The 25,723-nt window shown below is 57.4% G+C and carries 25 protein-coding genes, 1 tRNA gene and 1 pseudogene; 17 read left to right on the forward strand and 10 right to left on the reverse strand.

Annotated elements, in window-relative coordinates; all coding sequences use genetic code 11:
* Positions 1-201: 201 nt before the first annotated feature.
* Both D3Y57_RS14320 and D3Y57_RS14325 read right to left on the reverse strand, forming a co-directional pair.
* Positions 202-618: a hypothetical protein gene (locus D3Y57_RS14320; RefSeq protein ID WP_121153648.1), complete on the reverse strand. Its 417-nt coding sequence runs from the start codon at positions 616-618 to the stop codon at positions 202-204.
* A gap of 69 nt (positions 619-687) precedes the next feature.
* Positions 688-1,677 (reverse strand): PGN_0703 family putative restriction endonuclease, encoded by a 990-nt coding sequence (locus tag D3Y57_RS14325; RefSeq protein ID WP_162987136.1) that lies wholly within the window; start codon positions 1,675-1,677, stop codon positions 688-690.
* A 167-nt stretch (positions 1,678-1,844) separates the two neighbouring features.
* On the opposite strand from D3Y57_RS14325, the gene D3Y57_RS14330 reads away from it, so the two are divergent.
* A complete protein-coding gene (locus tag D3Y57_RS14330; protein WP_162987137.1) occupies positions 1,845-3,935 on the forward strand; it encodes a DNA polymerase III subunit in 2,091 nt (696 codons plus the stop codon).
* A gap of 230 nt (positions 3,936-4,165) precedes the next feature.
* On the opposite strand, the gene D3Y57_RS14335 is transcribed toward D3Y57_RS14330, so the two are convergent.
* Together D3Y57_RS14335 and D3Y57_RS14340 are read right to left on the reverse strand one after the other, a co-directional pair.
* Positions 4,166-4,444 (reverse strand): hypothetical protein, encoded by a 279-nt coding sequence (locus D3Y57_RS14335; protein WP_121153654.1) that lies wholly within the window; start codon positions 4,442-4,444, stop codon positions 4,166-4,168.
* Positions 4,441-4,647 (reverse strand): hypothetical protein, encoded by a 207-nt coding sequence (locus D3Y57_RS14340; protein WP_205590064.1) that lies wholly within the window; start codon positions 4,645-4,647, stop codon positions 4,441-4,443. The genes D3Y57_RS14335 and D3Y57_RS14340 overlap by 4 nt, the downstream gene beginning before the upstream one ends.
* 317 nt (positions 4,648-4,964) lie before the next feature.
* Here D3Y57_RS14340 and D3Y57_RS14345 point away from each other — a divergent pair, with 317 nt between their 5' ends.
* The 5 genes from D3Y57_RS14345 to D3Y57_RS14365 all read left to right on the forward strand — a co-directional run bounded on the left by D3Y57_RS14345 (position 4,965) and on the right by D3Y57_RS14365 (position 10,502).
* Complete coding sequence (locus tag D3Y57_RS14345; protein ID WP_121153656.1) at positions 4,965-5,114, forward strand: ribbon-helix-helix protein, CopG family; 150 nt, start codon at positions 4,965-4,967, stop codon at positions 5,112-5,114.
* 115 nt (positions 5,115-5,229) lie between these two features.
* Positions 5,230-5,385 (forward strand): hypothetical protein, encoded by a 156-nt coding sequence (locus D3Y57_RS14350; RefSeq protein ID WP_162987138.1) that lies wholly within the window; start codon positions 5,230-5,232, stop codon positions 5,383-5,385.
* A gap of 10 nt (positions 5,386-5,395) precedes the next feature.
* Complete coding sequence (locus D3Y57_RS14355; protein ID WP_121153660.1) at positions 5,396-6,382, forward strand: hypothetical protein; 987 nt, start codon at positions 5,396-5,398, stop codon at positions 6,380-6,382.
* 179 nt (positions 6,383-6,561) lie between these two features.
* On the forward strand, positions 6,562-7,431 hold the full coding sequence (locus D3Y57_RS14360; protein WP_121153663.1) for a hypothetical protein: 870 nt from the start codon (positions 6,562-6,564) through the stop codon (positions 7,429-7,431).
* Entirely contained in the window at positions 7,428-10,502 is a 3,075-nt protein-coding gene (locus D3Y57_RS14365) for a hypothetical protein (RefSeq protein WP_121153665.1), read from the forward strand. Before D3Y57_RS14360 ends, D3Y57_RS14365 begins: the two co-directional genes overlap by 4 nt.
* 50 nt (positions 10,503-10,552) lie before the next feature.
* Here D3Y57_RS14365 and D3Y57_RS14370 read toward each other — a convergent pair whose 3' ends face one another.
* A complete protein-coding gene (locus tag D3Y57_RS14370; RefSeq protein ID WP_121153667.1) occupies positions 10,553-11,020 on the reverse strand; it encodes a hypothetical protein in 468 nt (155 codons plus the stop codon).
* Positions 11,021-11,090: 70 nt separating this feature from the next.
* Here D3Y57_RS14370 and D3Y57_RS14375 point away from each other — a divergent pair, with 70 nt between their 5' ends.
* Positions 11,091-11,780 (forward strand): SOS response-associated peptidase, encoded by a 690-nt coding sequence (locus tag D3Y57_RS14375; RefSeq protein ID WP_205590065.1) that lies wholly within the window; start codon positions 11,091-11,093, stop codon positions 11,778-11,780.
* Between the two features lie 411 nt (positions 11,781-12,191).
* On the opposite strand, the gene D3Y57_RS20245 is transcribed toward D3Y57_RS14375, so the two are convergent.
* Both D3Y57_RS20245 and D3Y57_RS14380 read right to left on the reverse strand, forming a co-directional pair.
* Positions 12,192-12,509, reverse strand: coding sequence for a hypothetical protein (locus tag D3Y57_RS20245; protein ID WP_162987139.1), 318 nt, complete (start codon positions 12,507-12,509; stop codon positions 12,192-12,194).
* Between the two features lie 92 nt (positions 12,510-12,601).
* Complete coding sequence (locus D3Y57_RS14380) at positions 12,602-12,787, reverse strand: hypothetical protein (protein ID WP_121153671.1); 186 nt, start codon at positions 12,785-12,787, stop codon at positions 12,602-12,604.
* Positions 12,788-12,963: 176 nt separating this feature from the next.
* Between D3Y57_RS14380 and D3Y57_RS14385 the strand changes: the two genes are divergently transcribed.
* The 3 genes from D3Y57_RS14385 to D3Y57_RS14395 all read left to right on the forward strand — a co-directional run bounded on the left by D3Y57_RS14385 (position 12,964) and on the right by D3Y57_RS14395 (position 14,585).
* On the forward strand, positions 12,964-13,176 hold the full coding sequence (locus D3Y57_RS14385) for a DUF6961 family protein (RefSeq protein ID WP_121153673.1): 213 nt from the start codon (positions 12,964-12,966) through the stop codon (positions 13,174-13,176).
* Between the two features lie 273 nt (positions 13,177-13,449).
* The gene (locus D3Y57_RS14390; protein ID WP_121153675.1) at positions 13,450-13,935 is read left to right on the forward strand and encodes a hypothetical protein; all 486 of its coding nucleotides are present in this window, start codon (positions 13,450-13,452) and stop codon (positions 13,933-13,935) included.
* Positions 13,932-14,585, forward strand: coding sequence for a hypothetical protein (locus D3Y57_RS14395; RefSeq protein ID WP_121153678.1), 654 nt, complete (start codon positions 13,932-13,934; stop codon positions 14,583-14,585). Before D3Y57_RS14390 ends, D3Y57_RS14395 begins: the two co-directional genes overlap by 4 nt.
* Before the next feature lie 402 nt (positions 14,586-14,987).
* Here the strand turns inward: D3Y57_RS14395 and D3Y57_RS14400 are convergent.
* Positions 14,988-15,063: transfer RNA gene (locus D3Y57_RS14400), tRNA-Ala, on the reverse strand.
* 227 nt (positions 15,064-15,290) lie between these two features.
* Between D3Y57_RS14400 and D3Y57_RS14405 the strand changes: the two genes are divergently transcribed.
* Both D3Y57_RS14405 and D3Y57_RS14410 read left to right on the forward strand, forming a co-directional pair.
* Entirely contained in the window at positions 15,291-16,139 is an 849-nt protein-coding gene (locus D3Y57_RS14405; RefSeq protein WP_239025863.1) for a DUF2171 domain-containing protein, read from the forward strand.
* A 112-nt stretch (positions 16,140-16,251) separates the two neighbouring features.
* Entirely contained in the window at positions 16,252-17,238 is a 987-nt protein-coding gene (locus D3Y57_RS14410) for an NADP-dependent oxidoreductase (protein WP_121153683.1), read from the forward strand.
* Positions 17,239-17,256: 18 nt separating this feature from the next.
* Here the strand turns inward: D3Y57_RS14410 and ypfJ are convergent, their stop codons facing one another.
* The gene (gene ypfJ / locus D3Y57_RS14415; RefSeq protein ID WP_121153685.1) at positions 17,257-18,144 is read right to left on the reverse strand and encodes a KPN_02809 family neutral zinc metallopeptidase; all 888 of its coding nucleotides are present in this window, start codon (positions 18,142-18,144) and stop codon (positions 17,257-17,259) included.
* Positions 18,145-18,229: 85 nt separating this feature from the next.
* Between ypfJ and D3Y57_RS14420 the strand changes: the two are divergent.
* The 4 genes and pseudogenes from D3Y57_RS14420 (at position 18,230) to D3Y57_RS14435 (ending at position 23,594) form a co-directional block, all read left to right on the forward strand.
* Positions 18,230-19,377: pseudogene (locus D3Y57_RS14420) on the forward strand (patatin-like phospholipase family protein).
* 53 nt (positions 19,378-19,430) lie between these two features.
* Positions 19,431-22,031: a M1 family metallopeptidase gene (locus D3Y57_RS14425; RefSeq protein WP_121153687.1), complete on the forward strand. Its 2,601-nt coding sequence runs from the start codon at positions 19,431-19,433 to the stop codon at positions 22,029-22,031.
* 81 nt (positions 22,032-22,112) lie between these two features.
* A complete protein-coding gene (locus tag D3Y57_RS14430) occupies positions 22,113-22,898 on the forward strand; it encodes a 3-hydroxybutyrate dehydrogenase (protein WP_121153689.1) in 786 nt (261 codons plus the stop codon).
* A gap of 72 nt (positions 22,899-22,970) precedes the next feature.
* Complete coding sequence (locus D3Y57_RS14435; protein WP_121155983.1) at positions 22,971-23,594, forward strand: DUF4893 domain-containing protein; 624 nt, start codon at positions 22,971-22,973, stop codon at positions 23,592-23,594.
* On the opposite strand, the gene D3Y57_RS14440 is transcribed toward D3Y57_RS14435, so the two are convergent.
* Positions 23,540-23,956 (reverse strand): response regulator, encoded by a 417-nt coding sequence (locus D3Y57_RS14440; protein WP_205590066.1) that lies wholly within the window; start codon positions 23,954-23,956, stop codon positions 23,540-23,542. The two genes, D3Y57_RS14435 and D3Y57_RS14440, sit on opposite strands and share 55 nt — an antisense overlap.
* Positions 23,957-24,326: 370 nt before the next feature.
* On the opposite strand from D3Y57_RS14440, the gene D3Y57_RS14445 reads away from it, so the two are divergent.
* Positions 24,327-25,709, forward strand: coding sequence for a helix-turn-helix domain-containing protein (locus tag D3Y57_RS14445; protein WP_121153693.1), 1,383 nt, complete (start codon positions 24,327-24,329; stop codon positions 25,707-25,709).
* Positions 25,710-25,723 lie beyond the last annotated feature (14 nt).

Here is a 25,723-nt window from a genome sequence, read left to right on the forward strand (position 1 = left end):
GGTCCACAATCGAACTGGCCACCGCGGCAAAGCTCGGGATTGCAACGGTGAAGCGGTTCGAAACCGGGCAACAGGTCCAATCTCTTTCCGTCGCTACGATGCGAGCCTCACTTGATAGCGCGGGAATTCAATTTATCGATCCCGGCGAGGTTTCACGGAAAGCTGGTGCGGGTGTCCGGCTGCGGTGATGCTGCGCGCACCTCAATAGACATCTCGCGGCAGTCGGACCGGCAGAGTATTGGCGTAATGCTGATCGCCCTTAACGCTGAAGCGGCCAGCCGGGATGTCGAACCACAGCAGGATGACGTCGATGAATTCCTGCCCGTGAAGGCGGCGATCGGCATAGATGATGAAGTGCTGGCGGCTGGGATCGTAGACCACCCGGCCTCGTGGGTACGCCTCATACTCCGATCTAGCGATGATGGTCGGCTCGCCACGGCCACGGAGCTTATTCGACCCCAGAGAGGCCAAGCTTGACCAATATTCGTAATGTCCCCGGTCGTGGGTCTTGAGCCCGGCGTATCCCGACGCCTCTGCAATCGGCGTCAAATCGTAGATCATCGTGGAGGTAAGCGGGACGTTCGAGGGGACGAACCAGAAGATGCCGACGTTGCTCATGTGGATTCTCCAATGGGAGGCTGTGTGGCGTCGCGCCCTTCGCAGGCCTTTCGGCGGACGCCACCAGCGTTATCGGGCCGAACGCATCGCGAAGTTGGCCTCGATCTCGTCGTCGATCAGAGACCAGTCGCAGTACCGCCGGTAAAGCGAGGCCGCGTAGGCTTCGTCGCCCTGTTCACCGAGCGCGGCGATGAAGGATTCCAGCGTTATCACCGCGAACCCTGCTTTGCCTTCGCTCGGCGGGGCCAGATTGGCCGCATAGCGAGCGCAGGCATCCTGAACCGGCTGGTTGAGGGCAGGAGCCACAACGATGAACCGGCCCTCGCTGTGATCGCCTCGCATGATCGTCGCCTGCGCCAGCACATGCTCGCGCATTAGCTGCTGCAAGGGTGGCCCACGCAGTTCGACGGCGGCTGGATCGATGAACAGACCCGTCGCGGGGATCAGCTCGTCATACCGGGACCGAAGCTCCTTTTGGCGTTCGCCACACGTCTCCGTGTATTTGAACTCCAGGGCGACGAACCCAGTCTCGCCAGTCTCACGCACATAGGTGATCACTGCATCCCACGCCGTTCGATCCTGCGTCAGGCTTTCAACACGACGGCCTGGCGAATGCTCGAACAGCACCGCGTCAACGGTAGCATCGGTCAGATCCGGGCAGATCGCGCCCAGCACTTTCGTCGCCAGCTTCGTGTCCAGCCGCAGCGGCCCCATGACGTTCAGGGTGAGAGGCTGTGAGGACAGGGCATTGGTCCAAAGGCGGTGCTCGTCGATCATCGAGCCGGGCTCACGATATGCGAATTCCCGCCATGCCAGCCGCGCAACGTCGGTGGACATGAAGTTGCGGCCTGCCTGACCGGCGGTGTCGCTGATCCGTGAACCAAGCTTACGGCTGGTGCCGTCATGCGCGGTGTGTGTGCCGATCGGGATTTCCGTTTCAGCCCGCCATAGGGCTTGCAAGAGCCGTGCACAGGCGCGGAAGCGATTATCGAAGCTCTCGTGGACCTTGTGGCGTCGCAGGACGGCTTCAGGAATGAGAGGAAGGTGTGTTCTGTTCAACAGGTTTCTCCGTTCAACCTGCGCTATTTGCAGGCAACGAAGATTCATTGAGTGTCCCAAAATGATGCTGCCCGAAAACTCTGTTCCGGCAGCCAAGTGTTAGAAATCGTCTTTTTTCTTTATATGTACATCCGGCAATGGTGCCGGGTCGTAGAAAGAGACCTGAGATGGCCACTCGCCAACCGTTCACCGAGAAATACCGCCCCACCCGCTTCGAAGATCTGCATGGCCAAGATAAGGTGGTTGCTATGCTTCGGCGACATGTTGAAACCAACAACCTGTCGGCACTTCTCGCTGCCGGTCCTCCTGGAACCGGTAAGACCACTGCAATGCGAGTATTCTCACAGGCATTGCAGTGCCATGCTCCCACGCCGTCGCCCTGTGGTAAATGCGCCTCATGCGTGTCGTTCAACGAGAACAAGCATCAGTATGTCCATTATGAATTCAGCGCTGCCAATCACGGAGAATTATCCACTGCAGCTATGATTGCGAGTTTCAGCGGCTTTCACATGAACCGGCGGCTCGGAATATTCGCTGACGAAGTGCAGGGATTCGGACCTAGTGCCTCAGACGCCCTTTTACAGGTTACCGAACGTCCGACGGGGGACACCTACTATTTGTTCGCAACGTCGGAGCCGGAAAAGGTGCGTCCGGCATTGCGGTCTCGCCTGCTGACGCTGGAATTCAATCTCCTCACGCCAGCCGCTTCAATGAAGGTGCTCAAGGACATTTGTCTGCGCGAAGACATAACCTACGATCTCGACGCTCTCGAAATGCTTGTATCAGCTGGAAAAGGCTCAGCGCGCGAAATCGTGAAGCTCCTGGATAACATCTCGCAGCAAGGTCACGTCAACACGTCCTTAGTTTCCGATACCCTTCTGTTCGGATGGGCGTCGGCGATTGTTGAATACTGCTACGCCCTGCTCGAAGGGGACGTAGAAGCTCAGGAATTCGCTCTAAGCAGATGGCTGGTACCCCCTCAGCAAAAGGCAACAGGTATTCGCGACTTTCTTCTGTATTTGTTTAATTTCGAAATCGCCCGTCCGGCACGCAGCGCGATCGTGAATGCAGCTTTTCACACTGTATCGGCGGAGCAGCGACGACGGATTATAGCGGGGTTCCGCCCACGCGCGTCGAGGGCGAAGATGTCTCTCGAAACATACTGGCGGTTAATGATGAAGCATTGGAATTTCGATCATGCGAGGGTGATCGACGATGCTAACCTCAGTGTACGGCTGATAATCTTTGATAACCTGATCAACGGCGATTTCGACGAACTGCCCCAGCCAAATGAAGCCAAAGTGATTGTGCCTTCGGACCGGCGCTATCGTATCCGCAGCCAGAATTTGCCGGTTACTCGGGTTGCCATTTCAAGCCACGACCCGTCTGGCGCGATGACATTTAGTCAGGCAGGGACAATCTACGACGCGGCGTCTTTTTTGCCGCAACAGTATGGAGTCCTGTTCAACGCCCGATTCCGCATAAGGCACCCCGGGCATGGTCCCGCAGCGCTGGACAGCGCCAAGAAGAGTGTTTCACAGTTCGTTCACGAGCTGGGCATCTTTTCGAGCCGCCGCGATCCAACGAATAAAGCGCACTGGATTTATGCGCATGAGCAGCCCGGCGGGATCGTCTATACCGAGGTAGTCGCGCACCTTCCGCTCGCCGCTGTTGATCTGATTGACGATTGGCTGACAGAAAGGCGGAAAGCGTGGTTTGGCGAGGATTCGCTTTACGATCGGTCTTGGGAAATCGAGGTCGCTAAGCCGGGAACCGCAAAAGCCCATGTCGCAAAGCACTGGCGGATGGTGCGCAATCTTTGGCGAACGCTTGATCAAATGAGAGGCTGGAAACTGCCGAATGGCAGGCTCGTCTCGGTGATTGCGTTGCTGGCCGTCCCAAAGGGCATATGGGCGACGTCCGACAATATGGATGGCACACGCCGCCTGGGGACATCGGGTTCCATTGGTGCGGATGTTCGCCGGGCTGCTGGGTCGCTTACGATGCCTCTATTGTCGGCGCTGGCTGATGGCGCGTGGGATTACATCGACAGCGGCTGGGAACTTCACGAGTTTCAAGATCGGAGGAACGAGATCGCTAGCCGAAAGCGCGATGAAGACATGATCTTAGCGAAATGGCCCGCATCCGATGATGCTCTACAGGACCGTCCGCGACGCGAGGCTATAACACGACTTCATGCCAGTTGGCCGCGTGATCCAAAAGACCGTCGTCGTGATTGGGAAGGTTGGTGGGGGTAAATTCGGCCATCACCAGAACCTTTGAATATAATGGATTTTTTCGGAACGCTTTGAATAACAAAACACGTTGTATTGAAGTTCAAAGCTATTCCGAAATTCACATGCTTTCTTTTGCAGTCGGTCTCATCAGAAATGTATAAACCTTCATACGGTATCGTTATCGAATGCGTATCGAAAGGGCATGTCGTGAAGTAACACAACGTCAACCCGTTTGATACGCGATCAAGCAATCACCCCCGGAGCGTTCCCGAGAAAGGCGCTTTATCTTTTTTGTCCCAGTCGAGCACAGCTGCGAGAAATTCGTTGAAGTGTTTTTTCTTCTTGGTGTCCATGTCGCTGTTCCAACTGTCAGAGTCTGGATACCGATTAAACGGCCCAACTTTGATCTGATAAGCCGACTTCCGCAGCACTATCAGTTTGTTGGACACAAGGAGGGCAATCTCACGGTCCATTTTCACACTGTCGTTCGGCTGATGCAAATCCATCGGCGGCTTCTTTTTAGTGGTCATGCGATTGCTCCAGACTGAGCGTAGCGAGGTTGAGCGGCAAGCCAGGCATTTGCTGCGTCGGCGGTGATAAGCGTTCGGCGACCAACCTTGATCGCGCACAGCGTGCCTCGGCTCAATTCGTCGTATATCTTGGTGCGGCTTGTCCGTGACCATTCGCGAAACTCGTTGATGGTCATTGCGGCAGGTGTGATCGTACTCGACATTATTTCGCCCTCGTAGTTGCGAATGCATATAGAGTTGAGGGAGTCCGTCCCGCAGGCGGAAGCGGCGCGATCGAGCGCCAAATACCCCACCGAAGATACTGGCGAGAAGCGTGCCACCAACCCCGTGTTCAATCTGGCTTCTTAGGTCGTTCGATCTGAGGGATTTGGGTTAACGAAGCCTGCGGTCAGCAAGGAGTGACCTTGGCTCTATGTATTGTCTCGCGCTTACGGATATGCTACCTTTCGAGGCATCGATGGCTGCCACTGCGTTTCGCAAGCACCTCCATCACTGACTTAACCAGTGAACCGGAGGACCTATGCGTCGCATTATCCACACCACGCCTGTAAACTTTCGCGCTGATCCCAATCTGATCGCCGCAGCGGAAGCCAAAGCCCGGCGCGAGGGCATGTCGATGTCCGAACTAATGCGGGCGGCCTTGCGCCGGGAAGTTCGGGAGGCCGCATGATGTTGCCCGCCACTCAATTTCGTCAGCTCGTAGAGGCGTCCCCGAATTACTCAGCCAGGCGGGTGTGCGACTGACGGCTGATAAACTCGTACGTGGTGTCTCCGAGTGCCACGGCTTGCCGTACACCGAAGTCGAGGCTGCGCTTTACAACCTGCCCATCAACCTCGTCGGCTTGTTTGACAGCCCACAGGGCGTCTCAACCCTTGGCGGCTTTCTCGCCGGACTTCTCGGAAGGGCCAACGACGTGCCCTACCAGATAACCACCCATTGAGGACAATCTAATGGCTCAAGCAACGAACCCGATCGGTGTACGCAGCGTCGGCTTTATCAACCCCACCGATCCGACTGGCTCTGCGATCGATGCTCAGCAGATTGAGCGTCAACAGGAATTGGCGGACGCTTTCCAGCAGCGCGCACTTACGCCAATTCAGGTACAGAGCGGCAACATCTCTTGGACGCAGGGCTTGGCGCAACTTGCTGACGCGATTGCGGGAAACCATCTCCGCCGTCAGGCTAACGCCTCGCAATGGGACGCTGGAGCCCGGGCACAGAATGCGCGGAGCCAACTCCATTATGGCGCTGGAGCGCCCCAGATTGATTCATCGACCAATCCCTATTCATCGTCGGAGCAGGGCCGTAATCTTGGGCAGAGACTCAAGGATTTTGTGTCCGGGGGCCCTCCAGTTGCATCGCATGCAGCGCTGGCGCAGGCACTGATCGCTCAACGCCAAACACCGTCCGCTGCTCCAGCCGCGGCACCGCAGAATCCAGCTTCAGACGTATCCAACTTGGCAGCGGCTCTTACCGCAAAGCCACCTCTGCCAGCGAACGTGTCGCCCGTTCAGGCAAGTGTCGCGCCTATAGCGCCGGCGCAGGTTGGTCCTCCACCAATTCCGACGAACGGCCCCGGGGGCGCTAACGATCCCACCAAACCCGTTATGGGCATCTCCATTCCCGCGCGGGCTAGTTCCCTTAAGGCGCCTGCCGACCCCTCGCAGTCTGGGGGAGCCACCGGGCAACAGATCCCAGTGTCGCCGATGAACGCGGGTGCGGGCGCAGACACTTTGCCGACGCCAGCGCAGCGACCTCGCGACCAGCTTATGCCAACCATGAGCGCAGATCAGGGAATGTACGCCGAAGCGAACGATCCTCAGGAATTTTGGAAGGGCGTGATAGCGTCGGCCCAGCCTACCGATGTCGTTAAAAACCTTGTTGCTCAAGGGCTGACGCCGGGCGCGCCAGAATTTGCCAAGGCTTTGGGGACATAAATCGGAAGGCCGGATTCATCGACCCGACGAACGTCCGTGAGGGAAGCACGATCCTGTTAAATGATGGATCGGGGGGAAGTTATTATTCTCCTCCCCATGTCCCTGCCGGTTATCAGCCCATCCACGACGCGCAGGGTAAGCTTATCGGAATTGCGCCGATCGCTGGCGGCGCTGAGGCTGTGGAGGGCAGCGAGCACTCAAAAGCAGTTGGCGCGGCTGGCGGTGATCTGACCCAGATTTACAATCCGCAAACGCGGCAAATGGAATGGGCACCCAAATCTTCGGTGTTGAGCTCCAATAACGTCCGTCCCGCGCCTACGCCGACACGTGGGCAAGTCGGGCCCGGCTCGATAACCACAGCACTCTCAGGTGGCGCGCCAGCAGGAGGCTCGGGCAAGAGTTTCGCTGCCGCGCCACCGCTAGGTGATCCTGCTGCTGCAAATACCTATGCCACCAGTCAGGCACAGGCGGCGGCGGCGATACAGGACAATGCCCGGGAAGCCCCGCAGCGGATAAACGCGCTGCGTGATATGCAGCACATCATCAACTCTGGTTTGGTCACGGGTCCTGCACAAAAGGTTATGCAGGACTTCGGTGAGAAGCACGGAATAAACTTTCTCACATCTGGACAGGGCTTTGTCTTCAATAAGGATGCGGCGCGCTACACAGCTCAGCTTGCCGGGGCCGTGGGTTTGAACGGGTCGGATGCACGGCTTGGTCTGGTTGGTAAAGCCACGCCCGGCATGCAGATGCCGAAGGCCGCGCTCGACGAAGTTCTGCCAACATACATTGGCCTAGAGATGGCAGGCATCGCTCGCGCGCAAGCGCAGCAACAATGGACCGCACAGAACGGCCCCGGCAAGACCGATGCATTCGAGAGCGAGTGGCGCAGGAATTACGATCCTCGTGTCTTTACCCAGATCGCGAAGGGTCCGCAGATGTTTCAGCAGAACGTCCAGCATCTCAATCCTCAGTCGCGTCAGTATTATCTCAGCAAGCTACAGGCGCTTCGCCGCATGGGTGTCGACATCAATGCGGTGACGCAATGAGCGGCATCGTTGACGATACCACGTTGCAGGCGGCAGCAGACCGGCATGGTATCCCCATGGCTTTGCTGCGCGCCGTTGGTACGACCGAAAGCGGACTTAACCCCGACATCGGCAATGCCCGGATCAAGCCTGCGATGGGCAACGACACGCATCGCGGCGCGTTCCAGATTTCCGGAGCGCTCGCAAAGCAGTACGGCATCAATCCCGACGACGGCGCGCAGGCTGCCGATGCTGCCGCGCGGTATCTGAAGGAAGGTCTCGATAAGTTCGGCAACCCTGATGACGCGGTTCGCTATTTCCACGGCGGTCCCAACCAGAGCAACTGGGGACCCCGAACTGCCGATCATCACGATATTACGGCGCGAAACCTTCAAACGGTGCTGGCATCTGGCGGGCCTACGCAGGCCCAGTCGGGCGCAGCCGATAATCCATACGAAGCGGCGCTGTCAGGCTCATCGGGCAGCCCGGGCGCGCCACCTGTCCCAGCCGCCGCAGATAATCCGTATGAAGCAGCGCTCGGTGCGCCTACAACGCCTACAAATGGTAACGTGGCTCTTCCACCTGCTTCAGCAGGCGGCTATCCTGATCGTAGTTCAGGTGGTGCTCGTGTGCCTGATCAACTTCATCCATCTGATGGCTCACGGCCCGGACAGTCCTGGGGACAATGGGCCGCCGGACTGACACCCGCTACGGACGCCATTTTCAACGGTCGCAATTTTATCGATTCGACCCGCGACGCTGACGCCGGTATTCTGTCTGGCATCGCCACCGTACCCGAAACCGTCCTGCATGCCGCAGGCGGCGCGATCAACAATATCGCAGATCCTGTTCAGAACTGGTTTGCCGATCATGGCCTCGGTCATCGCGCTCCGACGTCCTTATCCAGCCTCATTACGGGCCAGCCGTCGAACCCTCTGGCGGCTGCTCTGCACAGTTATGCTTCAAGGCTTGAGGGCGGCACTCAGAGTTTAGCCGCTGATCCCAACTCCTCGACATTTGGCGCTGGCAAACTTGCAGGCATGATCGGGGCCACTGCACCGGTGAGCGAGATCAATCTCCTTCGTTCTGGCGAAGGTGCAGGCGGGCTGGCGGCAGCTCTGACTAAATACGGCAACATGGCGATACAGGGCGGCACCGCCGGGGCACTTGCATCAGGGGGTCATGACGTGCTCGAAAATACCGCTGGGGGCGCTCTGCTGGCTCCATTGGTTGGCGCTGGCGCTGAACACCTTTTGCCCGGCCCAGCCAATGCAATCAGTAAGCTGGCGGCGGCACTCAAAGGCAAGAACGCGGACACCGTTCCATCCATCGCAACACCAGCCTATAACAAGGCCGCTGCTGAAACGATCGTAGATATGGTGGCCAAGGGTGAACCAGACGCTGCGATCCGCGCCTATGGTGAGGCTAATGGAGGCACCGGCAATCTAGACGAGGTGCTGGATTACCGCGCCAAGAACGGACCTTATAGGCCAGCGATCGGGGTAAAGGATGCTCCACGAGCCATCACTCCCACCGACGTGTCGGATGCGCTCGGTTCGCGCGGTTCGGCGTCCGGGCTTGAAGCTACGAGCGATCTTCCACCGAGCGTCGCTACCCATGTTCAGAAACTGCAGGCCGAGGGCGTACCGCTCGACCACGCGCTGCGTGAAGCTGAGATAACCTATGTCGGCGCAAAACCCACCATTGCGGCTGTGACGCGCGATCCTGCGCAGCAACAGGCCGCTAACGAAGGAGCAAAGCTTGTGACAACGCCGGAGGGCCGTGCGCTAAATGCTCAACTGGCATCGAACAACCATGCCGTTAACAATGCGATGCAGGATCTTGTCGCCCGGTACGGTGGCGTACCGTCGAGCGGGGAGGCCGCAGAAACCGCAGCTGCCGCATTGGCCAAGTCCGCCGACGCCAGCAAAGCGAATGTCACCGATCTGTATGCAAAAGCGCGCCAGGCTGACGGAGATCAGACTGTCTCAATTGACCCCGTACGTGAACTGCTTGCCACGCCCGAGTTCAAATCTCCGATGCAGGCTTCCAGCCGTGAGTTTGTTTCGGGCTTCAAGACGCTGGCGGACGAGATCAGCTCAACCAACCGGAACCGCTTTTCTCCCAGCGATGTCGAGAAACTCCGGCAGGCTGCAAACGAGAGTTACGACCCAATGGGCGGACAGGTGAACAGCTTCGTCGGTAAGGCGAAGAGCGCGCTCGATCAGAGCATGGACCAGTTCGATAACGCAGGACCGGCTCATAAACTGGCTCGTCAGGCACACCGCGTTCATGCCGAAGCCTATGACGATCCAGCAGGTGTTGATGGGCTGATCCGGCGCGACGTCAAAGGCAACTTCTCGAACGCGGATAACTGGCGACAGGCTGAGAACAGTCTGATCGGCACCAGTTCAGATCGTGCCTTTGCTCAAGTGACGCGCCAGTTGAAGGCCGACAAGGCAGGTAATGCTCTTGACCGGATGAAGGCATCGATCCTTCAGCGGGCCTACGATGCCGCGTCTAAGGGGGCGACAGACTCGAACGGCAATGCGGTTGTCAGCGGCAGAGCGTGGTTTCAGGAATTGAACAAGATTGGATCAACAAAGCTGAGATCGTTGTTCAGCAAGGATGAGATAGCGGAGATTGCTTCGATAGGCCGCGCTGCTCAGCACATGCACGAGCCAGTGCCAGGCACGTCCAACTTCTCCAACACGAACAGTGCCTATCTTAACAGCCTGCCGGACGCCCTTGATCGTGCGAACAGTCCGGGAAAGCCTACCGTTGTTGGCAAGGTTGCTAAGGTAGCCGGTCATCTTGCGGCCGGGCATTTCATGCCCGGCGTCGGCAACGTGGCGTTGGAAGGCGGCGCTCACCTCGTCGGGCATATGAAAACCGCGTCTGACACGAGGGCATTGGCGAAAGCACTGATGCAGTCGATGAACCCGGCTTCGGCCCGAGCAGCGGCTTCGGCTGAAAGTCAGCGGCTGGCCGAGGCCCTACGCCGTGCTGGTAACGCGCGTCGGTTCAGCGATCGAGCAGGTGCCCTTGTGCCAGCCGGACAGGAGAAGCGGCCTACAACGCCAGCGCGATAAGTCGGCCATGTTCGGTCGAAGGTGAGCGCGGATGGCAGTCTCGCTCTCTGTTAGGCTCCGGCCTTCAACGCGTCTAAACATGTTTGCTTCGCGTCCTGCGATTGCTGATGGTAGTTGTTGGCTTCGAATGCAGGCAACGCGCAATCTTGAGCGGGGCGCAGCTGCAAGGAGGAGCAGTAGGTATCTGCGAAACCTTGCCCCCGACAATTTTGCTTGGCCTTTGCATCGGCTTCATGCTGACGGGAACAACTAGCGTTGAACTGCGAAAAATAGTCCGTATCGCTTCTCGAAATGCATATTTGATACGTTAGTTTGGCGGTGGCTGCTGCGGCGGTCGATTTGTCGCTTGCAGCACGGTCACGTTCCATCTTCGCCTGTTCCGTTACACTCGCCGCTTGCGCCGCTAAAGTTGCCTGAGCGGGCAGAAAAAATGCGTAATAATATCCAATGCCGCACCCAAGCGCCAACGCAGCGATGGCAAGCGCGAGTTTCAGTAAAGCATCCGCACGATCTAACATGATTGGCCCCCGGCAAATTTGCCTGTATAACCATTTTCGTTTCCGTTCCTAATGGACGCGGCACGCTCAAATGTTACGGACAGTCGACAATACTAGATTTGATCGGCATCTTTCCGACATGTGCGGACGCTTTCGAGACACGCGCCCTTGGGCAGAGCTTCACGCGGCGCTGCGTGAGTTTGTCGGCCTGCTCGATCAACTCGCCCTGAACTTAGAGTCGCGAGAGCAGGTGCGACCGACGCAGGCCGCGACGATTGTTCGGGCGAACGAGGGAGCGCCTTCAGTGTCGATGGCCCGCTGGTGGCTCATCCCATGGTTCCACAAAGGCACGGTAAAGGAATGGAAGGCAACCACCTTCAACGCCCGCGCGGAAACGGTCAGGACGTCCCGCGCCTATCGCGACAGCTTCGCGCGGCGGCGGTGCCTTGTCGCTGCTGACGGCTGGTATGAGTGGATGGGGCCGCGCCACGACGACGACAAGAAGAAGCAGCCTTGGTTATTTGAGCCACGCGACGGCCAGCCAATCATGCTGGCGGGGATCTGGGACTGCTGCGAAACCGCCGATCAGGGATTGGTCGAGAGCTTCACCGTAGTGACGCAACCAGCCGGGGCACCGCTAAATGGCTATCACGATCGCGCGCCGGTTGTGCTTTTTGGGCAGGACTGGTCGCGGTGGCTGGACGTGTCGGCGGATGTCGCCGATTTGCTGGGTCCGGAAAGCGTGGATCGGTTCACAGTGACCAAGTGCGGGATACGATGAGAGTGAAATGGATCGGGCGACCGAGACGGCACTCCCGCCCCGGCCTTCCAAACCAAGTCTGTTCTAGCGACTCTGTGTCAGCATTTGTGACAGCCATAGTGCCGGCTACCAGTCGGACTGGTGTAGTGGCCGCCACGATGACTCGATCCACTGCTTCCCATGGAATAATGACCGCCATGGGAGGAGGTGTGGCTTCCCCCACCGTAGTGCGCGCCGCCGCGAGCTTCGGCCATAGATGGTACCATCAGCACCATTGAAACTGCCAATATTCTAAGCATTTTTCTCTCCCCTGTCGTTGGGGCGTAGCTATTGCCCGCGCCTAAATTTAATCATCTGCTGCAACAGGGATATGGTCAACAGGGGGCATCTGCGGTGGAGACGCGTTGCCTAGATTATTGGTGATCATGTGCTTCACAAACCCGCTCTTAAATCTGGGTTGATCGAGAGCACTGCGCGCTTAACCGCCTCGCCTCGCTCATTCAGGAAAAAGCCTGAGCCAGCGTAGCGATTACCATGGCGAGCTGGCTTTATTGCGCCGAGAGAACGCGCTTGCATATCGCACCCCATTACATCGGCGCGATCGTACGTTACATCCAGTTTCTTTGACAACGTCTCGTAACCAAGCGTGAGCGTAGACGAGCAATTGATGATGAAGCTGCGCTCAATATCGGTGAAGTTACGAGCATAGTCTTCTGCGCCTTTTGGCGTTAGCGCCGGTGGCCAAGTCATTTTGACTTCAGCACTGGCTTATGCTTCACCAGCTTCGTCAGCCTCTCCTTGCACCGGGCGGGGTCATATAGGTCCATGGGTCAGTTAGCCGATCAGATTGCCTTTGCGCCCGCAGTACCGCATTTTGCAAACCTGCCCTTGGCGTCTTTGCAGCGAACAGCCTTTGCAGCCGCTTTAGGCGGACATTTCACAAACTTGCCATGATCACGACATGGGGCAGCGAACGACGGCGTGGACAACATGGCGACGGCGACGGCAGCGGCAAAAGCGATACGCATGGTTTCTCTCCCTCGAATCAACCGGTACAGACGATGCCGACGCCAGCCAATCAGCGCAAGTGCATCAACCCGGTCAGTATGCCGTGGACGAATGCTCCGCCGACCAGAAACAATAGCATAGCGAATTCAACGTCGATGAGCTTAGGTCTGCGCATGAACTCAATTAGGCACGATCGATGACTGTAGGACAGCCGACTTTATTGAGTGACTGGGAATTGTGGGCCTGCGCCGTGGCCATGGAACGCCAGCATGGGGCCAAAGCTGACGAAGCCGTCGCCCAGCGCGTCACCGAGTTAGCCTTGGCTGGAGATTACGATGGCGTGACCAATTGGAAGATCATCGCATCGCGGCTTGATCAGTTGAAGTACCCAGCAGCGCGACGTTGCTGACGGGTTCGACCTGGAGGTCGTCGCCAGCTTAAATGCCGCGCTGAGGGCTCAAGACGGCATTCCGGCACTCGTCTTTCCAAACACATATACCAGGCCGTCAGAGCGAATTTTAACAGATAATCCCAACACATCAGTTCCAACAGAGTGATCCTTTTGATGCTGCGGTCAGCCTGAAGCTCGTGATGATGCTCTCGCAAAGTTATAGCTTTGCAGGTGTTTTAAAGAGATAACTCGGCCCGAGTTACTCAGGACAGGTAGCAGCGGGGAAGTAAAATGATGATCGAGCCATCTGCCATTGTGTATGGATCGTTGAAAATAGCCGAGCGGCTATCCCTGATAATCCCAGTCGGGTCTGCCGAGGGCACTTTCATCGTCGGAGAAAAAGACGGGGCACTGGCCGCTTGCTTTCTTGATGCCAACGATTTCGGTGTTATCCCGACAGAGAAAGGCGAAAACTGGTCTGGCCTTCATATTCGCGGTGTCAGCATTGAGGTCGATACGGCGAGCGCAATAGACGAGATGTACCACACACCTCCTAGGGGCGCTGTCATCCGCGCCGCTGACAAACTGTTTCTGAGGGGTGTGATCCAAACACCAAACAGCTTCAAAGAGCCATACACTATGGTTTTGCTGGACGGGCTCCCTGTCTCAGGAGAGGGGACCAAACTCGGTTTTGCCAAGTGGTCAATTGTAAGGTGGGTTGGCAACGAAAAGGAGATTCTCTTTGAAGTCGATGTGACGCCAGCTTTGTCGTCATGAATGATGCGCTCACACTGCCTTGGCAAATACAGTTATCTCTGGCGGCGGGTTACGCCACTTACATGCTCGCGTACCGCGGGATACGATCCCATCACAAACCCATTGATGTAGCTTTTTTAGCCATAGCTTTCGGGCTGATCGCTACCGGCGCGCTTTATTTGTTACCGAGCGACCATCCGGTGTTCTCGGCAGTCGCGGCTTTCGGCGTGTCTATGTTGGCAGGTTTGCTATGGCGCGCGGTTGGAGCCTTGTGGCTTGGCAAGGCGCTGCGTTATTTCGACGTTTCATGGGCTAATGACGATCCCTCAGCTTGGACGTCGGTTACGACCCAGAACTCAAAGATCTATCTGTCGCAAATTTGTGTACTTACCGACAGGGGCGAATGGCTAAATTGTACAGACACGTCTCGCTTCGCTGATGAACCATTCGGCCCCTGTGTGCTTGGTCCTACTGGTGACGTGTCAATTTACGTCACAGACGAGGAAAGCGCTGACGGCACCACCTCTGAAAACGCTCACGTAACAAATCCAGAATACGGGGCGCGAATGACCTACATACCTGCGGGCAAGGTTCAGCGGGTCGCGTTTCGATTCAAAAAGCGAGAATTACCCGCGCGACGGTGGTGGGGGTTGCGACGGATTCGGGGCTGACGGCGGCGGGGGTGGCTTCGGCTGCACACTGTCGGGGATGTAGACGGGGGGTCTCGACATAGTGCTACCCCTTGTTCCCCGGAGGTGGCTTGCCTGATGTGGTCGGCGCAGGCTTCGGTTGAGTAGATGCACCCCCACCATCGTGTTTAGGAGGGGGTGCCTTTGGAGAAGCGCTCTTCTTGAACGTTACCGGTGTTTTTTGATTTGCCACTATCGATCCTGCTTCTTGCCCAGACTTTCGTGGATCAGGCTTCGCACGGGACGGATCGTAAGGAAAGCGCCTGTTTGCCACTGGCCGCCACTGTCCGGCACAAGCCGGCATGTGTTGTGGGGTAAAACGTGGGGAAGGTATCAGCGATCTGCAATCTTATTGAACCTTATCAACACGTTACCAACTTAAACTGGTGGAGCTGAGCGGGATCGAACCGCTGACCTCGTCATTGCGAACGACGCGCTCTCCCAACTGAGCTACAGCCCCTCACCAGTTCCGTACTGCTGTGCGCGGTACGAATTGGGTGCCTTAACGATGCACTTCGCTTGATGCAATCTTCAGTAATTCCAAAGACTCGGCTCGGATCGTTCCGCCGGCGACCAACGGTTTGCCGATTGGAAGTGGAAGTTTTGGAACAGCCCAGCGCGTGCTCAGTTCTACCTGTTCGTCGGGCAAGCGCGGAACTGCTCTGCCCCGTTCGAGAGGAAACGAAAATGGCTTATCAGGACGACGACTATTATAATCGCGGTCGCAACGACGGCCGTGGTCCCGACCGTGGCGCAGACCGCGATCGTGGTGGATATGGCTCATATGGTGCGCGCGGTGCTGGGCAGGATCGTGATTATCGCGATCGGCAGATAACCGGCGATCGCGACCGGTATCGCAGCGAGCATGACGACGACCGCAGCTTTTTGGATCGTGCGGGCGACGAGGTGCGCTCGTGGTTCGGTGACGATGAGGCTGAGCGCCGTCGCGAACGTGATGCTCGCGAAGATGGTGGCCCCGATTACAACAACCAGAATTATGGCCGCGGTAACACTCCCGGTGGCGCATTGGGCAGCAATTCCAGTCGGCGCGGCACAGGTCGCAATGACCATGACCCACATTATAGCAGCTGGCGCCAGCAGCAGATCGATGCCCTTGACCGCGACTATCACGAATATCGGCAGCATAATCAGTCGAAGTTTGAAAACGACTTTGGCAATTGGCGTAACGAGCGGCAGGGTCAACGTTCGTTGCTCGATCAGGTCGAAAAGCACCATGAAGTTGTCGGTTCGGATGGCGAACATGTCGGCACCGTCGATAAAGTGCGGGGTGACCGGATTATCCTGACCAGAAACGATCAGGATGCGGGCGGACACCATCATTCAATCCCGTCGATATGGCTGAAATCTGCGGATGGTGGGCAGATCACCATTTCGAAGACCGCAGTCGAAGCAAAGCAGGCATGGCGCGATGAAGACCGCAATATGATCTTTGGCAGCGACCGGGGGAACGAATCCGGTGGTTCGGACAATAACGGTCCTCACGTTCTGAATCGAAGCTTTTCCGGCACTTACTAATACCGGCTGGCAAACGAACGGGGGCTGCGTGAAAGCGCGGCCCCCTTTTGCTTGCTAGCCAGTTTCAGTTTAGGACTGGTCGCAAATTAAAACCGTCGATGAGGATTGTAAAATGGCCAAGGCATGGAGTTTGAAATCGCGCCCGTCGGGCATGCCCGCTTCGGTGAACTTCGAACTGATCGACCAGCCTTACCAGCCCCTTAAGGACGGCGAGATTCGCGTTACGAATTCATGGCTTTCGGTTGACCCGTACATGCGTGGCCGGATGAACGACGTGAAAAGCTATGCTGAACCATTTCAGCTTGGTGAACCAATGCAGGGTGGCGCAGTCGGTGTCGTTACCGAAAGCCGTGCGGACAATTTCGCTATCGGTGACAAGGTTTTGCATATGCTGGGCTGGCGGGACGAGGCCGTTGTTCCCGTGGCTGGTGCGCAGAAGATCCCCGAAAACGGCCTTCCGATCCAAACCTTCCTGCACAGTCTGGGGCTGACGGGCGCGACCGCATATTTCGGGCTGCTGCACACCGCATCTGCCAAAGCGGGTGATATTGTTTTCGTGTCGGCGGCCGCGGGTGCTGTTGGGTCGGCGGTCGTGCAGATTGCCAAGGCGAAGGGCATGACAGTCATCGGTTCGGCTGGCGGTTTGGAAAAGTGCGCTTGGGTTAAGGAACTCGGCGCGGATGCCTGTGTGGATTACAAGGCCGGACCGGTGCTACCGCAGCTGATGGCAGCGGCACCCAAAGGCATCGACGTTTATTTCGACAATGTGGGCGGTGAACACCTCGATGCTGCCTATGCAACGGCGCGGTTACACGCCCGCTTTGCGATCTGTGGGATGATCGACGCGTATAACCACGGCGAGCCTATGTCGTTCAAATATTTCATACGGACGATCCCTGCGCGCATTCGTTCGACGGGATTCCTGTTCACCGACTTCCTGCCACAGATGGGTGAGTTCATGGCCGATGCAGGCGCACTCGTGGCGACGGGTAAATTAAAGGCACGTGAGACTGTATTTCAGGGACTTGAAAGTGCACCTGACGCGTTCCTTGGGCTATTTACCGGGGCGAACACCGGCAAGATGCTCGTGAAGATTTAGCGTCCCAGATAATGTCGTTTAACTATTGAATGTGTTGCACTCGGTTGGATCGCCAGTGTCGAGTCCATGTTTCAACCATTGCTGACGCTGGGCAGCCGAACCGTGGGTAAAGCTTTCGGGAACGACAACGCCTTGTGACGCGCGTTGCAGCGTATCGTCACCAATTGCCTGCGCTGCGCGCATTCCTTCCTCAACGTCGCCCGCTTCGAGCAAATTCTTGTCGTTTGCCGCCCAAACACCGGCATAACAATCGGCCTGCAATTCCATTGCGACCTGCAATGCGTTGCCCTGAGCCTTGCTTGCCCGCGCCTGTTGCGAGCGCACTTTCTGTTCGATGCCGGTCAGATCTTGAATGTGGTGCCCAACCTCATGGGCAATGACGTAGCCGATGGGAAAGTCCCCCGGCGCATTGAAGCGGGTCTTCAGTTCGTTGAAAAACTCAGTGTCGAGGTAGATTTTTTGGTCGCTGGGACAGTAAAATGGACCCATTGCGGACTGGGCAGCTCCGCAACCTGACGTGCCATTGCGCGTGTAGAACACCAGCGTTGTCGGCGTATATTTTTGACCCGATTTCGCGAAAATGTCGGTCCAGCGTCGTTCGGTCGATCCCAGAACGCGCAGCGATATGCGCTGAATGTCAGTTAGCTGACCCGGTGCGGTCGATTGCTGCGGCGAGGTCTGGCTGACTGGAGCGAGCAGGCCACCACCTCCGCCGCCTCCGATGCCGCCGAACACCAGTGCAACGATGCCCAGCACTACAATGCCCCCGATACCAAATCGACTGAAGACGAACGGGATGATCATGCCGAGCATTCCAAGACCGCCGCCACCACCGAACCCGGCGCGCTGCTGACCTTCGCTCTGAATCTCGAAATTCGTGCTTTCAGATTCGTCGTCGAGGCGCATCGATCTCTCCCGTAACGTGCCAGCGATTAATGCACGGCGGGAACATTCGTTGCAATGCACAGGTTACCGTACCAGATTGTGGAAGATGGCTGATATCGAAACGTTCCAACCCCGCCGCACGCGCAAGGCGTCGCGGCTTCCGCTTCCCGACAAGGTTGCTCTGGTTCTGCAGGGCGGCGGTGCGCTGGGGTCATATCAGGCGGGCGTTTACGAGGCCCTCGATGGGGCAGGGATTGAAGTCGATGAGGTTGCAGGCATTTCGATCGGAGCGGTTAATGCTGCGCTGATCGCGGGCAATCATCCCGAAACCGTGTCGCGGCGCTTCGGAAGTTCTGGGATCGCGCCACGGCTGCGCTGCCAAGTTTTCCGATCTGGCACAACGATACGACCCGTGAACTTCTCCACGAGATGTCGGCGGCATTCGTCGCGATGTTCGGCGTGCCAGGCTTTTTCTCACCCAGAATGATGCCTGTCTTCGCCGCTATGCCGGGCAGTCCCGAGGCGCTTAGCTTTTATGATTCATCGAAACTCGCCGCGACACTCGATGAACTGGTCGACTGGGACTTGCTGAATTCCGGGCCGGTGAGGATCTCGGTGGGTGCGGTCGAAATCGAAAGCGGCAATTTCAATTATTTCGATAGCGCGAACGAACGGCTGGATGCGCGGCACATCATGGCATCGGGTGCTCTCCCTCCCGGACTGCCGCCGGTGGAGATTGATGGCAAGCTCTGGTGGGATGGCGGGCTGGTGTCGAACACGCCGTTGCAGCACGTCCTCGAAACGCAGGATGCAGAAATGATTGTGTTTCAGGTCGATTTGTTTCCGGCTGCGGCGGCTCGGCCAAAGACGATTATGGACGTTATGGCACGCGAAAAGGAAATCCGCTTTTCGAGCCGAACGCGACAGGTCAGCGATCAGATGCTGAAACTGCGGCGTGAGCGCGAAGCAATCCGCAAAGTGTTGAAGAAACTGCCGCCTGAACTGCTGGACGATGCTGATGTAAAGCGACTGGCGGAAATGGCACGTGAGTTTCCGGTCAGCGTTGTCCAGCTTATTTATCGCGCAAATGCTTGGGAGGGCGGATCGCGCGACTATGAATTTTCGGCGCGCACGATGAACGAACATTGGGAGGCGGGTCGCGATGCTGTCAGCGCCACTGTCGAAAATTCCGCTCTCATCGCCCAAAATATCGGCACTGGTCACACGGCGGTTTTCGATTTAACTCCGCGGTAGATTACTACCTGGGGGCGCAATAAATCATAGAGATTATTTGAAGGGACTTCCATTTGCGTATTATATTTGCCGGCATTTCGCTTGCCGCCACCCTGTTGGCCACCACCGCCTATGCGGCACCGGGACGTTTGCCTGAGGGTGTTCGGCCACTGTCATATGACATCACGGTCGAACCTGATGCGGCGAAGTTAACCTTTACCGGCCGCGAGACGATTGCCATTCAGGTCGATAAGCCGACGCGGACGATTACGCTTAATTCGGCGGATATTGCGATCTCCAGTGTAAAACTGGATGGCAACGCGGTTGCGAAAGTCTCGTTCGATGAAGCCGGGCAGCGCGCGACCTTCACGTTTCCGACTATGGTGACGGCGGGACAGCATAATCTGGCGATCACCTATTCGGGTATCATCCACACTTCTGCGACCGGTCTGTTCGCCATCGATTATGATGGAGAGAAGGGTGCGAAGGAGCGCATGCTGGTCACTCAGTTCGAGGCTCCCGATGCGCGGCGTTTTGCGCCGATGTGGGATGAGCCCGGTTATAAAACGACTTTCAAGCTGAGTGCCGTAACGCCAACCGGGCAGACGGCATTTTCGAATATGCCGGTCACCGGCAAGGTCGCTGGAGCCAGTGGCAAGACCGTCTGGACTTTCGCGCCCACGCCCAAAATGTCGAGTTATTTGCTGTTTCTCGGGATGGGCAACGTCGATCGCAAAACGGTGATGGAGGGCAATGTCGAGATAGGGGTCATCACGCGCAAGGGCGTTGTCGATCAGGGTGATTACGCACTCGCCAGCGCCAAAAAGGTACTCGCGGCCTATAATGATTATTTCGGTACGCCTTATCCGTTACCGAAAATGGACATGATCGCCGGGCCGGGGTCGTCGCAATTCTTTGGTGCGATGGAGAATTGGGGAGCGATCTTTTATTTCGAACGCATCCTGCTGGTCGATCCGAAGTATCAGACGGAAAACCAGAAACAGGACATCTTTAACGTCGTCGCTCATGAAATGGCGCATCAGTGGTTTGGCGATCTCGTCACCATGAATTGGTGGGACGACCTCTGGCTGAACGAAGGATTCGCGTCGTGGATGGCGTCGAAGGTGTCGGGCGATCTGAACCCGATGTCGGGCGCGACCTCGCAGACACTGGCATTCGACCGCCAGTCTGCAATCACCCGCGATGCCCGTGTGACCACGCATCCGATTATCCAGCATGTCGAGACGGTCGATGAAATCTCGACGGCATTCGATGATATCACTTATCGCAAGGGTGAGGCCGTGATCCGGATGCTGGAAGGCGCGGTGGGACCGGACGTGTTCCGTCAGGGCGTCCGCAGCTACATGGCGAAGTATAAATACGGCAACACCGAAACCGATCAGCTCTGGACCGAAATTGCGGCGGCATCGGGCAAGCCCATCGCGCCGATGATGCACAGCTTTACCCTGCAGGGCGGAGTTCCCCTGATCCGGGTTGGGGTGCCGGTTTGTAACGGGGGCACGACGACGCTGCCGTTGTCGCAGGATCGCTTCGGTCTCGACACGCCTTCAAAGGCCAAGACGACATGGATTGTTCCTGTCCGCGTCGGTGCGGCAACCGGCCATACCAGTTCGCTTATCTCGGTTTCGGGGGCAGGCAACACCACCGCCACGGTTCCGGGCTGTGGGCTGACGCTGGTGAACAAAGGGCAAAGTGCATATTTCCGTACCCTCTATACGCCCGCGCATCAGGAGGCGTTGCGCGCCGGATTCTCGACGCTGGCGGTCGATGACCAGATCGGCTTCGCGGCGGATACTCTGGCTCTCGCTAATGGAGGGTATCAGCCGATCGAACGTTATCTTGCGCTGGTCGATGGGGTGGCACCGAATGCGGATCCGATCCTGTGGTCGATGATCGCGGGACAATTGTCGACGATCGACCACGTTTTGAATGGGGCTCCCGAACAGCCCGCGTTTCGCGCTCGGGCAAAAACGCTGCTTCATCCAGTGTTCGCGCGGTTAGGTTGGGAGGCAAAGGCCCAGGAAGCACCGGCCGATGCTCAGCTTCGCGAAACGTTGATTCCTTTGCTCGGAGACTTTGGCGATCAGGCCGTCGTTGCCGAAGCTGCTCGCTATGCTGCCAAAAGCTTTAGCGACCCGTCTGCCGTTCCCGGTCCGATCCGCCAGCCCGCGCAAAGGGTTTACGCCAGCACGGCAGACGCGGCGCGTTGGGACGATCTTCACGCCAAGGCAAAGGCAGAGCAGAGTCCCGTTGCCAAGCTGACACAATATAGCAACCTTGGCTCGGTCCGCGACGTGGTACTGGCGCAAAAAGCGCTCGATCTGACCCTAACGGACGAGATTCCGGTGCCGATGCGAGGGAATGTGATTCAGGCGGTTGCCAGCGAGCATCCAGCGCTGGCTTTCGATTGGGCCGTTGCTCATGAAGCACAGGTATACGCGGTGCTTGAGGCCAGTACCCAGTCGAAATTTATCGTCGGACTGGCCGCGGGGTCGGGTGATCTGGCGGTAGCAAAACGGGTAACGGCATATGCGGCCCCGATGCCCGCAGCATCGCGTAAGCCGGCCGATCAGGCGGTTTCTTCGATAACTTATCGTGCGGGGCTCCGATCGACACAGGCCGCGGCGATCGGAAAGTGGGCGAACAAGAAATAATCGACCGCGCACGAACGCAAAAGTCCACGCAGCCGTGGTAATCTTGCTAAAGCTGCGTGGCGCATCGCTCAGGAGAATAATATGTTCCTTACCGGCAAGACTGCCCTTATCACTGGATCGACCTCTGGTATTGGTCTCGCCTATGCAAAGGCACTTGCCGCTGAAGGCGCGAATATTGTCATCAACGGTTTCGGTGACAGCGCGGCAATCGAGAGTGAGCGCCGAAACCTCGAGAAAATCTCTGGTGCCAAGGCAATCTATGATGGGGCCGATCTGACTAAGGTTGATGCGATCGAAGGGATGATGAAGGGCGCGGCCAATACATTCGGTGGCGTCGATATCCTGATAAACAATGCCGGGATGCAACACGTCAGCCCGACCGAAGACTTTCCGGTAGATAAATGGGACTTGATAATCGCCCTGAACCTGACTGCGGCGTTTCATACCGTGCGGCTGGCGATCCCCTATATGAAGTCGAAGAAATGGGGGCGCATTATCGCAACAGCCTCGGCCCATTCACTCGTCGCGTCGCCCTATAAGTCGGCCTATGTCACTGCAAAACACGGACTGGCGGGATTTCACAAGACCGTCGCGCTCGAACTGGCGACTTTCGGAGTTACCGCAAACTGCATCTCACCGGGCTATGTCTGGACACCGCTGGTCGAGGGGCAAATTCCCGATACCATGAAGGCGCGGAATATGACGCGTGAGCAGGTGATTAACGACGTACTTCTGGCGGGCCAGCCGACGAAGCAGTTTGTGACAGCCGAACAGGTTGCGGCGGTGGCGATAAACCTTTGCCGCGACGACGCATCTCAGGTCACCGGTTCGAACATATCGATAGATGGTGGATGGACCGCAGGCTGACGCTTGATATCGATGGTTCTTTTTCAACGACGAAGCGTTATCGATTGGGCAAAAGAGACCAAGGGACGCGAGATGAAGCTTTTAGGCGCGGTCGTAGCGACGCTGTTGTTCACCGGGTGTGGCTGGAAATTGGTTGATACTGCCTGGGCTAAGCCCACCGCAGCCGACTGGAAGCGTGTCGTCACAGCAGAAGATATGGATCGACTGCGAAATTGGCGCGTCGCATTTGTAAAGGCGCTCGATGAAGCAAAGGCCGATGGACAGAGTGACAGTATTGCTCGCGAAGGTGCGCTTTTGTTACCCGACGCCGGCATCGAAAATGTTGGCCTGACCAGCGGGCGTTACCGTTGTCGCGTCATCAAGCTTGGCTCGGTCGTTCCGGGCGTAGCCGCGTTTACGCCCTATCCAGCGTTCGATTGCCTGGTGAACGACGAGGGCGAAGTTTCGAGCTTCGCCAAAATAGGCGGCTCCCAGCGTCCGGTCGGTCTGATGTTTGACGATGGCAGTTATCGAAAGATTTTCCTCGGTACCATGATGTTCGCGGACGAAACCCGGCCCCTTGAATATGGCCTCGACGCCACACGCGACATGGTGGGGGCAGTACAGAGGATTGGTGATAAACGTTGGCGGTTGATCCTGCCTTACCCGCGATTTGAATCTGTTATGGACGTCGTGGAACTCACCCCGGCCGCCTGATTCTTCTGTGCACAGGTGATAAGCGCGGCTTCCAGATCGGCGATCGAATAGGGCTTTGTCAGAACGGGCATATCGAGATGCTCGGCGTCGATACCGTTAGCTCCATATCCTGTCGTAAAAGCAAATGGAGTACCGCGTTGCTTCAACGCCGTTGCCAGCCCCATGCTGGTGGTTCCATTGAGATTTACATCAAGTACGGCGACATCGAATTTGACATTGACCAGCGCAGTTTGTGCGTCGCCAACCGTTGATGCCAGTCCGGCAACGGTGCAACCCAGACTGTCGATCATGTCCTCCGCCATCATGGCAATCAGGGCTTCGTCTTCCACGATCAGAACGCGCAGGCCGTTCAACTCACTCACCAAAAAACCTCGCTCAACATCATTTACCATCGACCCCCGAAAACGGCTGTAACGCAAACTTCAATGGTTCGGAACTGCGGGCATCGGTGCCATTCCGGGGTAAGCATTGCTGCGTCCTGCTTCTATGGTTTGGTGTGTAAACCCGCGACGTGCAATGATTTAATCGAAAACGCCTGCCGGATTTCTCCGACAGGCGTAATTTCCTCCCCAGGAACTCGGTGACCGGCAGTATGTTGCGGTCGTGCCCGACATGATGAGTGGCCACAAACAGTTCGTTGGATTTATGTTGTGTGCAACGTGCAGGTTTTGTTGCCGGGCGTGTCGAACTGTCATTCATTGACAGTTTATGCGAAGAATATCATGCAGCCGTATGGCCGATGCTAAACTGTTTGCCGGTCATGCCGTGCGCCGTCTCCGGCGAGGTGCTGGTCTCAATCAGTTGGTGATGGCTGAGACGCTTGCGATTTCATCGAGCTACCTTAACCTTATCGAGCGCAACCAGCGGCCCCTAACCGCCGCGTTGCTGCTCCGGCTGGCCGAAACTTTCGACTTCGATCCCCGCACGCTTGCCGCAAGCGAGCCTGGCGGCGGTGCCGAGGCTATTCGACGACGACTTGCCGATCCGCGTTTCGCCGACCTTGCAATCGATCGCGCTCAGGTTTCCGATTGGCTGAGTGCCGCCCCCGACAGTGCGGAGGCATTTGCCCGAGCGTTCGATGGGATGGGGGCAGGTGGGAGTGCCCCCGGTCCTGATCCGATCGATGCGGTACGCCGAGAAATTGAGCGGTGGCGCGGGCATTTCTCGGATTTGGACAGCCTTGCCGAAACGCGCTCCGACGATTTGCGTGCGGGTTCGGGCGATTTATATGGGGCAGTTGCTGAGCGGCTGCGAGTGACGCATCAGCTTTCGATTCGCATTCTGCCGGTCGATGTGATGCCCGACACGCTTCGCCGGCTCGATCTCCATGCACGGCAGCTACAATTGTCAGAACTGCTCGACCCCGCGAGCCGAACATTCGCTACGCTGTTTCAGCTTGGGCAGATCGAGGCGAAAGCCGAGATCGACGCGCTTGTCAAAGGTGCAGGGTTCGCCGACCGCGTTTCCGAACGGCTGTTTCGTCGCCATCTCACAAATTATTTCGCTGCTGCCGTGATGATGCCCTATGCTCGCTTCCTGCGCGCGTGCGAAGCGACGGGGTACGACGTCGAGCTACTCCAACGCCGCTTCGGTGCAGGTTTTGAACAGATTGCGCATCGGCTGACCACGTTACAGCGGGTGGGTGCGCGTGGGCTGCCGTTTTTCATGATCCGTATCGACCGGGCGGGTCAGGCGTCCAAGAGGTTTTCCGGTGCCAGTGCGTCGCCACTGACTGAGGCGGAGGGCCGCTGTCCGCTTTGGCAATTGCACAATGCCTTCGAACGTCCCGGCTATCTTGTACGCCATCTGGTTGCATTGGATGGTGAGGGGCGCTGGTTTACCATGGCGCGCACCGTTCATCGACAAGGTGTAAGGGTCGGGGGAGTGAGCGGCGAGTTTGTGGTCGGCATCGGTCTGAACGCGGCCCTTGCGACGCCATTGGCCGCTGCGAGCGGAATCGACCTGAAACAGGGAGAGGCAACCGCCATCGGCCTTGGGTGTCGGGCATGTACGCGTCCAAACTGCCCTCAACGGAGTGCCGCCCCCCAAAGTCGTGCACTGATCTTTAACGATCGGGAGCGCGGCGTCAGTCCGTTCGTGTTTGCCGGAGACTAAATGCTCGCGGGCAT

The organism is Sphingomonas paeninsulae, assembly GCF_003660165.1.
GTDB classification, from domain to species: domain Bacteria; phylum Pseudomonadota; class Alphaproteobacteria; order Sphingomonadales; family Sphingomonadaceae; genus Sphingomonas_O; species Sphingomonas_O paeninsulae.